The 12,519-nt window shown below is 59.5% G+C and carries 17 protein-coding genes; 12 read left to right on the top strand and 5 right to left on the bottom strand.

What is annotated here, in order from left to right:
* Position 1 precedes the first annotated feature (1 nt).
* A complete protein-coding gene (locus DBR16_RS06860; protein ID WP_109260497.1) occupies positions 2–1,279 on the bottom strand; it encodes a dihydroorotase in 1,278 nt (425 codons plus the stop codon).
* Positions 1,276–2,244, bottom strand: coding sequence for an aspartate carbamoyltransferase catalytic subunit (locus DBR16_RS06855; protein WP_109260496.1), 969 nt, complete (start codon positions 2,242–2,244; stop codon positions 1,276–1,278). The genes DBR16_RS06860 and DBR16_RS06855 overlap by 4 nt, the downstream gene beginning before the upstream one ends.
* Before the next feature lie 85 nt (positions 2,245–2,329).
* Between DBR16_RS06855 and DBR16_RS06850 the strand changes: the two genes are divergently transcribed.
* Positions 2,330–2,836: a GNAT family N-acetyltransferase gene (locus DBR16_RS06850; protein ID WP_109260495.1), complete on the top strand. Its 507-nt coding sequence runs from the start codon at positions 2,330–2,332 to the stop codon at positions 2,834–2,836.
* Positions 2,837–3,745: an MBL fold metallo-hydrolase gene (locus DBR16_RS06845; protein WP_109260494.1), complete on the top strand. Its 909-nt coding sequence runs from the start codon at positions 2,837–2,839 to the stop codon at positions 3,743–3,745.
* A 119-nt stretch (positions 3,746–3,864) separates the two neighbouring features.
* On the opposite strand, the gene DBR16_RS06840 is transcribed toward DBR16_RS06845, so the two are convergent.
* A complete protein-coding gene (locus tag DBR16_RS06840; protein WP_109260493.1) occupies positions 3,865–4,791 on the bottom strand; it encodes an AEC family transporter in 927 nt (308 codons plus the stop codon).
* Complete coding sequence (gene ruvX / locus DBR16_RS06835) at positions 4,788–5,231, bottom strand: Holliday junction resolvase RuvX (RefSeq protein WP_109260492.1); 444 nt, start codon at positions 5,229–5,231, stop codon at positions 4,788–4,790. Before ruvX ends, DBR16_RS06840 begins: the two co-directional genes overlap by 4 nt.
* 110 nt (positions 5,232–5,341) lie before the next feature.
* On the opposite strand from ruvX, the gene gatC reads away from it, so the two are divergent.
* The 9 genes from gatC (at position 5,342) to DBR16_RS13975 (ending at position 10,895) form a co-directional block, all read left to right on the top strand.
* The gene (gatC, locus tag DBR16_RS06830; RefSeq protein ID WP_109260491.1) at positions 5,342–5,629 is read left to right on the top strand and encodes an Asp-tRNA(Asn)/Glu-tRNA(Gln) amidotransferase subunit GatC; all 288 of its coding nucleotides are present in this window, start codon (positions 5,342–5,344) and stop codon (positions 5,627–5,629) included.
* Between the two features lie 50 nt (positions 5,630–5,679).
* Positions 5,680–6,108 carry a GNAT family N-acetyltransferase gene (locus DBR16_RS06825; protein WP_161539432.1) on the top strand — a complete coding sequence of 143 codons (429 nt, stop codon included), beginning with the start codon at positions 5,680–5,682 and terminating at the stop codon, positions 6,106–6,108.
* The gene (gatA, locus tag DBR16_RS06820) at positions 6,105–7,580 is read left to right on the top strand and encodes an Asp-tRNA(Asn)/Glu-tRNA(Gln) amidotransferase subunit GatA (protein WP_109260489.1); all 1,476 of its coding nucleotides are present in this window, start codon (positions 6,105–6,107) and stop codon (positions 7,578–7,580) included. Before DBR16_RS06825 ends, gatA begins: the two co-directional genes overlap by 4 nt.
* The gene (locus DBR16_RS06815) at positions 7,577–7,822 is read left to right on the top strand and encodes a hypothetical protein (protein WP_125184521.1); all 246 of its coding nucleotides are present in this window, start codon (positions 7,577–7,579) and stop codon (positions 7,820–7,822) included. Before gatA ends, DBR16_RS06815 begins: the two co-directional genes overlap by 4 nt.
* Positions 7,819–9,312 carry an Asp-tRNA(Asn)/Glu-tRNA(Gln) amidotransferase subunit GatB gene (gene gatB, locus DBR16_RS06810; protein WP_109260487.1) on the top strand — a complete coding sequence of 498 codons (1,494 nt, stop codon included), beginning with the start codon at positions 7,819–7,821 and terminating at the stop codon, positions 9,310–9,312. Before DBR16_RS06815 ends, gatB begins: the two co-directional genes overlap by 4 nt.
* 60 nt (positions 9,313–9,372) lie before the next feature.
* Complete coding sequence (locus DBR16_RS13980) at positions 9,373–9,510, top strand: hypothetical protein (protein ID WP_161539431.1); 138 nt, start codon at positions 9,373–9,375, stop codon at positions 9,508–9,510.
* Between the two features lie 71 nt (positions 9,511–9,581).
* On the top strand, positions 9,582–9,995 hold the full coding sequence (locus DBR16_RS06805; RefSeq protein ID WP_170108325.1) for a helix-turn-helix transcriptional regulator: 414 nt from the start codon (positions 9,582–9,584) through the stop codon (positions 9,993–9,995).
* A gap of 114 nt (positions 9,996–10,109) precedes the next feature.
* Positions 10,110–10,646: a DUF4199 domain-containing protein gene (locus tag DBR16_RS06800; RefSeq protein ID WP_109260486.1), complete on the top strand. Its 537-nt coding sequence runs from the start codon at positions 10,110–10,112 to the stop codon at positions 10,644–10,646.
* 111 nt (positions 10,647–10,757) lie between these two features.
* Positions 10,758–10,895 carry a hypothetical protein gene (locus DBR16_RS13975; RefSeq protein WP_161539430.1) on the top strand — a complete coding sequence of 46 codons (138 nt, stop codon included), beginning with the start codon at positions 10,758–10,760 and terminating at the stop codon, positions 10,893–10,895.
* Positions 10,896–10,910: 15 nt separating this feature from the next.
* Here DBR16_RS13975 and DBR16_RS06795 read toward each other — a convergent pair whose 3' ends face one another.
* Complete coding sequence (locus tag DBR16_RS06795) at positions 10,911–11,855, bottom strand: isopenicillin N synthase family dioxygenase (RefSeq protein WP_109260485.1); 945 nt, start codon at positions 11,853–11,855, stop codon at positions 10,911–10,913.
* Between the two features lie 381 nt (positions 11,856–12,236).
* Between DBR16_RS06795 and DBR16_RS06790 the strand changes: the two genes are divergently transcribed.
* Positions 12,237–12,509 carry an SEL1-like repeat protein gene (locus tag DBR16_RS06790; RefSeq protein ID WP_109260575.1) on the top strand — a complete coding sequence of 91 codons (273 nt, stop codon included), beginning with the start codon at positions 12,237–12,239 and terminating at the stop codon, positions 12,507–12,509.
* Positions 12,510–12,519 lie beyond the last annotated feature (10 nt).

Below are 12,519 nucleotides of genomic sequence, written 5' to 3'. Positions count from 1 at the left end.
ATTACCCTTTCAGGTTGTATACAATGCCCCCATCGACCATTGTCATCAAGACCCGGCCTTGAAAGCGCCGGTTGTGCCAGGCGGAATTGCGGCGCGCCGAAACGCTGTTTCCGGCGTCGAAAACCCAGGGCGCATCGCCGTCAATCAATACCAGGTCGGCCGGGGCACCGGTTTCAAGACGGCCCTGCGGCAGTCCCAGCAATTCGGCCGGGCCGATCGTCAGGGGGCGCAAGGCGGAGACCAGATCCAGCTCTTCCTCATGCACCAGGCCCAGCATCGCCGCCAGAAGGGTTTCAATAGAGATCGAGCCCGATGCGGCATCTGAGAAAGGCTGGGCTTTCCGGTCCAGGTCCATGGGACGATGGTCGGAGACCACAGCGTTGATGATCCCGTTTTCAATAGCGGCGACAAGCGCTTGGCGATCCTCCTCGTGACGTAAAGGGGGTGACAGCCGGAAGGCGGGATCAAGGCCGTCTGCATCGACGGCATTCAGAACAAGACTGGCGATGGATGCCGTGGCGCAAATCTCGATTCCGCGTTTACGGGCGCGGGAAATGGCCTCAACCCCATCACGTGTCGAGACGCGGTCAATCATCAGGCGCGCGCCGGTCAACTCGGCCAGGGAAGCATCGCGGTCAATCGCCATGCGCTCGGAAACGGCCGGCTCGGTCGCGAGCCCGAGACGGGCAGCCGCCTCGCTTTCGGTGGCAACGGTTTGCCGGGAGAGACCGGAATCGCGCGGTGGACAAGCCACCCAGAGCTCGAAGCCCGATGCGTAGCTGAGCAGGTTCCGCAAGGTGACGGTATCGGTAATGGGGCAATCGCCTTGCGAAACGAATGCTGCTCCGCAGGCCGCCATCAGCCCGAGTTCGGAGAGTGTTTCTCCTGCAAGGCCCATGGTTGCCCCACCGCAGAACAGGGCCCGGACCGGAAGCGGCAGGGCCGCTGCGCGCAGGCTGGTAATGGCCTCCGGCTGATCCATCGGCATGTCGCGGGTGGGGGATATCACCATTGTTCCTATGCCGCTCGTAACGGCGGCACGGGCGAGGCTGTCAAGCGTCTCACCGCCGGGTGTGAAAGCCGGTTCGATGGCGGTGCGCAGATCGATGAGGGCCGGCGCGAGGATCGCGCCACCGGCGTCAATAATGTGATCCTCATCCTGCGCAATGCCCTCGCCGATCTCCGCAATCAGGCCGTTTTCAACGCGCAGGCTGGCCAGTTCGTCGCGGCCACTGGCCGGATCGACGACGCGGGCATTGCGGATCGTGATGGCGCTCATAGACCCGGTCTCGTATTCTTGCGGGCGCGCTGTCCCAGTTGTTCGAGTACAGCCATGCGGATAGCAACTCCGGCTTCGACCTGATCGAGGATGAGGCTGCGATTGCCGTCATCTGCCAGCATGCTTTCAATCTCGACATTGCGGTTCATCGGCCCGGGATGCATGACCACACAATCGGGATGAGCAAGCTCCAACCGGCGCGAGGTCACCCCCCAGAAGTGAAAATACTCGCGGGTGGACGGGATCAGGGCGCCGCTCATGCGCTCCTTCTGCAGGCGCAGCGTGATCACCGCATCACAGCCATCGAGCGCGTCGTCGAGGTCATGGAAGATTTCCGCGCCCCAGCGATCCACATCAGTTGGGAGCAGCGTTGGCGGTGCACAGAGGCGGATTTCGGCACCGAGCAAGTTCAGCATGCCGACATCGGAGCGGGCGACGCGGCTGTGGAGGATATCGCCGACAATCAACACACGCTTGCCGCCAACATCGCCGATGCGGCGAGTGAGCGCGAACAGATCCAGCAAGCCCTGTGTGGGGTGGGAATGCATGCCGTCGCCGGCATTGACGGTTGCTATGCCGGTTTCGCGGTGGATGAAGTCCGCGGCGCCCGACGTCTCATGGCGCACCACGATCAGGTCCGGCCGCATGGCGGCGAGCGTGCGGGCCGTGTCGGCAAGGGTTTCGCCCTTTTTCGTCGAGGAATTGGCGGCGGAGAAATTGACGACATCCGCGCCAAGGCGTTTGCCGGCGAGCTCGAAGGAAGCAAGGGTCCGGGTCGAAGGCTCGAAAAACAGATTGATCTGCGTCAGTCCGCGGAGCGCGTCGTGCTTCTTGTCCGGCGATTGATTGATCGCGAGCCAGTGATCGGCGCGATCAAACAGGATCTGGATGTCCAATGGATTGAGGTCATCGACCGTGATCAGACGGTCATGAGGAAAGTCATAACTGAAGTCAGCGCGGCCCATGTGAATTCCCAGCTGATTTCGGGCGGTATAGGGTGAGAGTTGATTAACGGCAAGTCGTGAGCGTCAGGCGCATGTGGAGAAGGTCATGATTATCCGGGAGATGCAGGTGAGCGATGCGTCCGCTGTGCTGGAGATATACGGTGAGGGAATTGCGACCGGGCATGCCACATTCGAGTCGGAGCCGCCGGATTGGGCCGGTTTTGACCGGAAACGATTGAACGCACCGCGACTGGTTGCGGAACAAGCCGGCGATGTTGTCGGCTGGGCAGCGGCGTCGGGCGTATCGGACCGTTGCGTCTATGGCGGGGTGGCAGAAGGTACCGTCTATGTCAGCGCTCAAGCGCGCGGGCAGGGTGTCGGCAAGCGCCTGCTTTTGGCCTTTGTCGCAGCGGCGGAGGCGGCAGGCATCTGGACGCTGAATGCAGGGATATTTGTCGAGAACACGGCTTCCATCCGATTGCACGAGGCGTGCGGCTACCGCATGGTGGGGGTCCGCAAGGCCCTGGGCAAAATGACCTTTGGTCCGATGGCCGGACAATGGCGCGATGTCGCACTGATGGAATATCGCAGCCAGACGGTGGGAGTGGATTGAATGCTTACAATTCTTGCGGCGGCAATACAGGCGGCTTCGCCTGCCCAATGCTCTGTTGAACTCGTCGTTCTTGGCGTGTCGCAGGATGGCGGCACGCCGCAAGTCAATGTGCAGGACGATCTGGCCTGGGAGGATGCGCGTTTGCGCCGCCGCGTGGTGTCGCTGGGCCTGATCGATCATGAGGCTGGAACGCGGTACATGTTCGAAGCGACGCCGGATTTTCGTGAGCAATTGCACGATTTGAACGAGATGGCGGGAACCGAAGGCGCGCCGGATGGCGTTTTTCTGACCCATGCGCATATCGGCCATTATACCGGTTTGATGTTCCTCGGCTTTGAATCCATGAGTGCATCAGAGGTGCCGGTTCATACCCTGCCATTAATGGCAGAATTCCTGTCGACCAATGGACCGTGGGATCAGTTGGTCCGATACGAGAATATCGATTTGCAGGTCATGGCGCCGGGTGCGCCGGTCGAATTGACGCCGCACCTTGCCGTTTCTGCCTGGGATGTGCCGCACCGCCGCGAATATGCCGAGACGGCCGGCTTCCGGATTGAAGGACTGGAGCTGTCCGTGGTCTTCATTCCGGATATCGACAGCTGGGAGGAATGGGCGGAGCAGGGAATACACATCGAGGATGTCGTGATGGAAAACGATGTCATCTATGTCGATGCGACCTTCTTTGATGACAATGAATTGCCCGGCCGGGATATGAGCGCCATTCCGCATCCGCGCGTCACCGAAACAATGGATCTGTTCCAGGATTATCCGGACGAGATCCGTCAGCGGATTCGCTTCATCCATTACAATCACACCAATCCGATCCGGTTCGAGGACAGTGCGGAAACGCTGGAGGTGCTGGAGCGGGGGTACCGCATTGCCCGCGAGGGCGAGACGATATGCCTTTGAGCTTCTTAATTCCGTCATCCTCCGATTTAATCGGAGGATCTCTGAGGTCCTCCGGCCCCCCGCTTTCGCGAGGGCAGGCAAGCCTGAGGAAGACGGAGTTTTATGAAGGCCCTGAACCGTTAACCCACCTGCGTGGCGATCCAGACGGCCACCGGAAGCGTGATAAAAGAGAGCAGCGTCGTTGCGGTGACATCCCCCGCGGAAAGCCGCCGGTCACCGCCGAGCTGCTGGGCCAGAACATAGGCCGAGGCGGCCCCCGGTGAGGCGCCGACCAGAACCACAATCGCAAATGCTTCGCCGCGCACGCCGAGCGCCCAGGCAATGCCGCCGAATATCAGCGGCGCGATGATCAGCTTGTTAAACGCGGTCAGCGCCAGAAGGCCGCGCCGGGCATTCAGCGCGGTGAAATCCAGTCCCGCACCGACCGCCAGCAGGATGAGAGGAAGGGCCGCGCGGCCCATCAATGCCAGCACGTCCGCGATCGGGCCGGTCTGGAACAGGCCGAGGAGATTGGCGATGCCGCCGGCAATGCAGCCGAGGATCAGCGGGTTGGAGATGATCCGCCAGAGCACGGCCCTGATGTCCGGTGTTTTCTCGTGAGCGCCCCAGACCGTCAGCACAGTCACCGCCATGACGTTCACGATGGGGATGGTGGCGACCATGATGAGCGAGACCAGGACTTCGCCATCGAGGCCGTAGGACAGGGTGGCAAGGGCGAGGATGACAAGGCCGTTCCAGCGCACCGAGCCCTGGAAGACGCTGGTAAAAGCGGGGCCATCCGTCTTGATCAGCGGTTTCAGGGCAATCACCAGCAAGCCCATGCTGATAAATCCCAGAACGGCTGCCAGGACGGCAGGTGCAAGGGTAATGCTGTCGAAATCGGCACGCGAGATCACGGAGAAGAGCAAGGCAGGCGACAGGCCGACATAGGCGAGGCGTGAAATGGCCGGCCACATTTCCGCAGGCATCAGGTTGGATCGCCGCAATCCCCAGCCGACGCCGATGACCGCGAAAATCGGTAAAAGTGCACCGAGAATGGTCGTCATGCCTTCAAGGCCTCTATGGCATCTTCGAGGATCACGGCGGCGGCGTGGGCATCGATCACTTTTTCAATCTCCTCGCGGCGCTTGCCGGCTGCGCGCAAGCGGTCTTCGGCCTTGTCGGAGGACAATCGCTCATCCTGAAAGCGGATGGGCAAATCACGAAGACGTTTCAGATTGTTGCCGAGCGCGCGCGCCGACTGGGCGCGGGGTCCGATGGAGCCGTCCATATTGACCGGGAGGCCGATGATCAGACCGCTACAGCCAAATTCGTCGAACAATTCGAAGACGCGGTTTGCATCGGTCGTAAATTTTGTCCGGCGGATGGTTTCGACCGGTGTGACCACTGTACGGGCGGCATTGCAGACTGCGATACCGATGGTTTTCTCCCCGGGGTCAAGCGCGAGCAGCGGGCCGGTGCCCGGAAAATCGGGTGCATCTGTCATTTTGTCTGGGTGCGCTTGTGGCGGTTTTCAGTCAAGCTTTCTTGCGCTGCAGCATGGGCGTTGCTAGTCAGAACGCTTCTGGATGAACTCCATGACAGAGGGCGCATTTCATGTCCGTCACCGAAGACGATGTCCGCCGCATTGCGCGGCTGGCCCGCATTGCCGAACCAAGCGACCGTCTGGCCGCATTGACCGGTGAGCTGAACGGCATTCTCGACTGGATCGAGCAGTTGAACGAGGTCGATGTCGAAGGCGTCGAGCCGATGACGACACCCGTCAAATTCCCGCTGCCGCAGCGCGAAGATGCTGTCACGGATGGCGGTATTCGCGACAAGGTTCTTGCCAATGCGCCGAGCTCTGAAGAAGGCTTCTTCGTCGTACCGAAGAGCGTCGAATAATGACGGTGACGGTCTCTCCCGCTGACCCGCTTTCTGATGACGCGCGCGCTTTGATCGCGGCGCTCGATGCGGAGATGGCATCGATCTACCCGGCCGAATATAATTTTCCGCTCAGCCCGGAAACGCTGGCGCGTCCGGAGATCACGTTTTTTCTGGCCCGTAATGCGGACGGAAAGGCGCTCGGCTGCGTGGCGGTCCGGGCCTATGAGGATTTCGCTGAAATCAAGCGGATGTTCGTAATGGCCGAAGCACGTGGCCAAGGCGTAGCCCGGTTGTTGCTTCAAGCCGCGCATGATCACGCCGCCCGTGCCGGATTCGACCTGATCCGGCTGGAGACGGGCGACCAACAGAAGGCCGCGATCGGCCTCTACCAATCGGCTGGGTATAAACCGTGCGGCGCATTTGCAGCGTATCCAGTCAGCAGTGCGCACAATATTTTCTTTGAATGCCGGCTGCAGCCGGAAGGGGCGATGGCATGACTGATTTTCTGACCCTTTCGCTTGCCGAGATCACGGCGAGGCTGAAGGCCCGCGAGATTTCTGCCACCGAAGTGGCAACGGCTGCTCTGGCCGCGGCTGAAGCCTCGCAGGGTGAGTTGAACGCCTTCACGGCGTTTGACCGCTCCAGGACGCTGGCCATGGCAGAAGCGTCGGACCAAAAGCTCGCAAAAGGTGAGGGCGGGCTGCTCGAAGGCGCGCCGATTGCCGTAAAGGACCTGTTCGCGGTGGAAGGCGTGCCAACAACCGCCTGTTCGCATATTCTTGACGGGTTCAAACCGCCCTATGAATCGACCGTCACGTCGAAGCTCTGGGCCGAAGGCGGTGTTTTCCTCGGGAAGACGAATATGGACGAGTTCGCGATGGGCTCGTCGAACGAGACCTCCTATTATGGCAATGTCATCAATCCGTGGCGCGCAAAGGGATCCGAAGCGAAGCTGACACCCGGCGGATCGTCCGGCGGGTCGGCGGCCGCGGTCGCGGCCCATCTCTGCTACGGGGCCACTGGCACGGATACAGGCGGGTCCATCCGCCAGCCGGCGGCCTTTACCGGCACAGTTGGCGTGAAAGCCACTTATGGCCGGGCCTCGCGCTGGGGCGCGGTGGCTTTTGCTTCCTCTCTGGATCATCCGGGCCCGTTTGCCAAAACGGTGAAGGATGCCGCCATTTTGATGCAGGCCATGTCCGGCCATGATCCGAAAGAATCGACCTCCTTGCCGCTGGACGTGCCGGATTTCGTGGCCGCTGCTGCCGCTTCGGTGAAAGGCAAGCGGATCGGTGTGCCGAAGGAATACCGCATGGACGGCATGCCCGCGGAAATCGAGACACTGTGGCAACAGGGCGTGGACTGGCTGAAAGCCGCCGGTTGCGAAATTGTTGATGTCTCCTTGCCGCATACGAAATATGCGCTGCCGACCTATTACATCATCAATCCCGCCGAAGCCTCGTCCAACCTCGCGCGCTATGACGGCATGCGCTACGGGTTGCGGGTTGAAGGCCAGGACCTGACCGAGACCTATGAGAAGACGCGCGGCGAGGGCTTTGGCCATGAAGTCCAGCGCCGCATCCTGATGGGCACCTATGTTCTGTCGGCCGGATATTATGACGCCTATTATCTCAAGGCGTTGAAAGTCCGCCGCCGTATTCTCGAGGACTTTGATCAGGCGTTCGCGCAATGTGATGCGCTGCTGACGCCGTCAACTCCATCTGCGGCATTCGAGCTGGGCTCGAAGTCAGCGGATCCGATCTCCATGTATCTCAATGACATCTTCACCGTGACGGCGAACATTGCCGGGGTGCCCGCCATGTCTGTTCCGGCGGGGCTGGATGCGTCCGGCCTGCCACTGGGATTGCAGGTGATCACGCCGGCGCTGGATGAAGCGACGATGTTCTCGGTCGGCGCGGCCCTGGAAGATGCAGCTGGCTTCTCGCACACGCCGGAGAAATGGTGGTGACCCCGCATCCTGCCCTCAAGCTCGCGCGTCCGTCGATTTTCTTAGGCGGCCTGATGGCTGTGGCCGGGGCCTTGCTGGTCACGGGGCGGATCGAGATTGCGAACGGTTTGATTATCGGAATTATCGTTCTCTGCCTCGGCATTGGCGGTGTGATTTTCGGCCTGTTTGTGCAAGCGGCCTGGCGGATTGTTGTGGCGGCGAATTCAGACACATCTCCAGCTCAAACTGAGGAACAGGAATGAGCGACCATAGTTATGTATTGCAAGGGACCACGGGCGACTGGGAAATCGTTGTCGGGATGGAAGTCCACGCCCAGGTCGCGTCCCGGTCCAAACTGTTTTCCGGGTCGGCCACAGAATATGGTGCCGAACCAAATACCCAGGTCAGCCTCGTGGATGCGGCGATGCCGGGCATGTTGCCTGTGATCAACGCCTATTGCGTGGAACAGGCCGTGCGTACCGGGCTGGGGCTGAACGCGCAGATCAACAAATACTCGCGCTTTGACCGGAAGAATTATTTCTATCCCGATCTGCCGCAAGGTTACCAGATCAGCCAGTTCCAGTTTCCGATTGTCGGCGAAGGCGAAATCGAGTGCGAACGCGATGACGGGTCGCTGTTCACGGTCGGGATCGAACGCCTGCACCTGGAACAGGATGCCGGCAAGTCGATTCATGATCTGGATCCGAATGCGACCTATGTGGATCTGAACCGGTCCGGCGTGGCGCTGATGGAAATCGTGTCGCGTCCGCATATCCGCACGCCGGATGAGGCGGCGGCCTATATGAAAACGCTGCGGACGATTGTGCGCTATCTCGGCACGTGCGGCGGCGATATGGAAAAAGGCCAGATGCGCGCGGATGTGAACGTGTCCATCTGCCGTCCCGGACAGTATGAAAAATTCCGTGCGGATGGCGATTTCAAGCATCTCGGGACGCGCTGCGAGATCAAGAATGTCAATTCCATGCGCTTTATCCAGCAGGCGATCGAATACGAGGCCCGCCGTCAGATCGATCTGGTGGAAGAAGGCGGGACTGTGCAGCAACAGACACGCCTGTTCGACGCCAACAAGGGCGTGACACGGTCCATGCGCTCGAAAGAAGAAGCGCACGATTATCGCTATTTCCCGTGTCCGGATCTGTTGCCGCTGGAAATACCGCAAGCGCGGATTGACGAGATCAAGGCGGAACTGCCGGAATTGCCGGCCGACAAGCGCAAGCGTTTCGTCAACGAACTCGGTCTGTCTGAATATGACGCTTCGGTGCTGGCGGCCGACAAGGATCGTGCCGACTATTTTGAAGTTGTCGCCGCGGGGCATGACGCCAAGATCGCCGCCAACTGGGTCAATAACGAATTGTTTGGCCGCCTCAACAAGGAAGATCTGGGCATTACCGAGAGCCCGGTTTCGGCGGGCCAGCTGGGCAAGCTGGTCGATCTGATCTCGACCGATGTCATTTCCGGCAAGATCGCCAAGGATGTGTTCGAAATCCTGTGGGATGAGGGCGGAGATCCGGCGGAAATCGTCGAGAAGCGTGGCCTGAAGCAGGTCACCGATACCGGAGCGATCGAATCGGTTGTGGACCAGCTGATTGCGGAAAATCCGGAACAGGTGACCTCGATCGAGAAAAATCCGCGCGCGCTGGGCTGGTTTGTCGGGCAGGTGATGAAGGCGATGCAGGGCAAGGCCAACCCCAAAGCCGTCAATGATATCCTCAGGCAGAAGCTCGGTTTATAGCCACTGCGGTTGATATTATTGGTTTCGTCCTTAGGTCCTTTAGTGAAAGGAGCTATGGATATGACCGAACGGATCGAAAAAACCGAAGCTCGCCAGGGAGAAAGGAAACGCTGGCAGGAACACACGCTGATTATTTCCCTGATCGCGGCTGTTGTGTTGGTCGGAGCCGGATATCTGGTGTTTACGGCGGTTACCTGACGCGCCTTCCGGGTTGGCGTCCTGCCACCCGGCATCTTCCCAATTCAGCTTCAGGCTGACACATTATCCGCATGTGGAAGACGGTTCTGATCTATGCGGGCCTGCTGGCAATCGGTGTGTTTGCGCTGGAATGGGTGCAATATGCCTATCTTGCCCGGCGGTTCGGCTTGGAATTCCTGTTGCTGCTGACCGGTGTGGCATTCGCCGGGCTCGGATTGTGGCTCGGAATCATACTGACCCGTTCAAAACCTGCTTCGCATTTTCAGCTCAATATCGCGGCTCAAAAAGCACTGGGCATTACGCGGCGGGAGCTTGAGGTTCTGGCTGCGCTCTGCAGCGGTGCATCGAACAAGGCCATCGCGCGTGAGCTTGGCCTGTCCCCGAACACGGTGAAAAGCCATATTTCCAGCCTGTATTCCAAGCTGGAGGTCGCCGGACGTGTGGCCGCTATCGAGAAGGCCCGCTTCCTGTCATTGATACGCTGAGCCTGTACGAAGCGGTGAATTTGCTGAATTCACCCATTCGGGTGATGTGTGCGGCCGAGAAGTATGGCTGAAAGCCCGGCATTGTCATTTCATCTGCCGTGAAAGGGGAACACGATGATCCGGTACATTCTGATATTCGGGAGCATTTCGGGGATGCTGGTTGCGGGCATGCTGTGGCTGGGCGTGACGCTGCTGGCCGGAGAGAATGGCGGCGGCTCGATGCTGTTTGGCTATCTGAGCATGCTGATCGCACTGTCCTTCATATTTGTCGCGGTCAAGCGGTATCGCGACAAGGAAAATGGCGGCGTCATAAAATTCTGGCCGGCGCTGGGTCTTGGCATTCTGGTGTCGCTGGTTGCCGGGCTTTTCTATGTGGCTGCGTGGGAGACCTATCTGGCGACCACGGACGGAAACTGGATGGCGAATTATATCGAAGCCGAGATCGCCGCGCGCGAGGCTGCAGGTGCGTCAGCCGCCGAGATCGCCGCTTTCCGGACGCAAATGCAGGGAATGGCCGACAACTACGCGCATTGGTGGTTCCGCATACCGCTTACGCTTGCGGAAATCCTGCCTGTGGGATTGCTGATCTCGCTCATTTCAGCCGGTATACTGCGTAACCCCAAAATCTTGCCACACAGGCCGCAAGCCTGACGCGGTTGTGATAATAACCTTTTGAAAATTGGGGTTCATCAGGTCAGAAAAAGCCCTTGTTGCAACAATCCGCGTGACTATCTCCACCTGCGAAAGCAATGGAGGTTTCCCGTGTTCAACAAGGTTCGCAATTCAGCTCGCCGCCTCAAAAACGGTCAGGACTGGAAAGAGAATGGTGTGGCGCTGACACTTGTCGGTGCAGGATCCTCAATCGGCCTGGGCCTGCTCATGTGGTCAACCACCCTGTAGACGCATGTGCCTTGATCAGAGCAGGCGGATTTCCCGCAACCTTTCCAGCAAATAGTCCTGCGCCGTGATCGGTTCCGGATATTGATCCGGATGATCCGGGCTAATGCAGGATTCAAGCGTCCGGATCCTGTAATCCGGCCGGAAATGCAGAAAGAAGGGAAGGGAATACCGCGCGTATTTCTGCCGCTCGGGAGCGGGATTGACGACCCGGTGTGTGGTTGAGGGCAGCCGGTTGTTCGTCAGGCGTTGCAACATGTCCCCGACATTGATTACGAGGCAGCCGGCGGGCGGATTGATGTCAATCCATTCACCGGTCCGGCGGTCGATGACCTGGAGGCCCGCTTCCTCGGCGCCCAGCAGAAGTGTGATCGCGTTGATGTCTTCATGCGCGGCGGCGCGGATCGATCCCTCGGGTAATACACTCTCCTGGGCCGGATAGTGGAGTAGGCGCAGGATCGAATTGCCGTCCCTGACCGGATCATCAAAGAAATACTCGTCAAGGCCCAGATCGCGGGCGACAGCGCGCAGCAGGCGTATGCCCAGCTGGTCGAGTGCAGTGTAGAGACGCATAACCGCCTCCCAGCCATCGACTTCCTCAGGCACGAGATTGACGGGCATGATGGCGGCGTAGGGGTGCCCCGGTGGCAGGTCCCGTCCCACATGCCAGAATTCTTTCAGGTCGATCGCCTCGACGCCTTTCGCAGCTTCCCGTCCGAAGGGGGTATAGCCCCGCTGCCCCGCGCCGCCCTTGATGTGGTAGCGGGATTTGACGTCTGGCGGCAGCGCGAAAAAGGCTTTCGCCTTGTCCAGGGCCTCGTCAATCAGTGACTGGTCGAGTCCGTGATCCGAGATGACAGCGAAACCGAAGCGGCGAAACTCCTCGCCCAGCTCTGCTGCGAATACATCCGGATGCGTGTCGTCCAGCGTCAGCGATACGGGCGGTATGATCTGCTCTGTCATCGGGCACCTGCGAGAATTCGCGTTTTCATACTGCCAGAATAAATCAGTGCAAGAGCGCAGGCACGATTACGCTGATTGCCGCAGCTTCAGTCACTGACCGCCGGAAAGGATTTGGCGACCAATCCTAACAAGACCGGTGCCTCCGGTAAGGAGTCGGTTGCGCGATTCAGACCTGATTCAGACCGCTTAACCGATCTCAAGACTCCCTAACGGAAATAAACCAAATAAATCGATTAACCCTGACTTTTCTTAACCTTATAGCAAACCCCTGAGGTGATTCTCCTGACTGTCCGAGGCCAGAAGGCTCAGGGCATTGGGTGGATCGCTCTCATAGCCAATCCGGCACCAAGCCGGGCATGAGAGCCAGAAATGGGGGCCAAAATGGCTTTCACTGATGTGGAAACGGCGCAGGCGCACAATGTGGTCAATACAGACCCGACGGGCGAGGATCTCTGCAAACTCGGACTTCTCTATTCGACCGGCCAGGGTGGTACGGTGGATTATGTGGAAGCCCACAAATGGTTCAATCTCGCGACACTGATGGGCTGTGACGCCGCGAAATACTATCGTCAGGAAATCTCGGACGAGATGGACATGATGCAGATTTCAGCGGCCCAGCGCGCGGCGCGTGAATGGCTGAGCACACGTCACTAGACTGACTGGG

It is taken from the genome of Hyphobacterium indicum, from assembly GCF_003129605.1.
GTDB lineage: Bacteria > Pseudomonadota > Alphaproteobacteria > Caulobacterales > Maricaulaceae > Hyphobacterium > Hyphobacterium indicum.
This window is presented reverse-complemented; position numbering and strand designations above follow the sequence as displayed.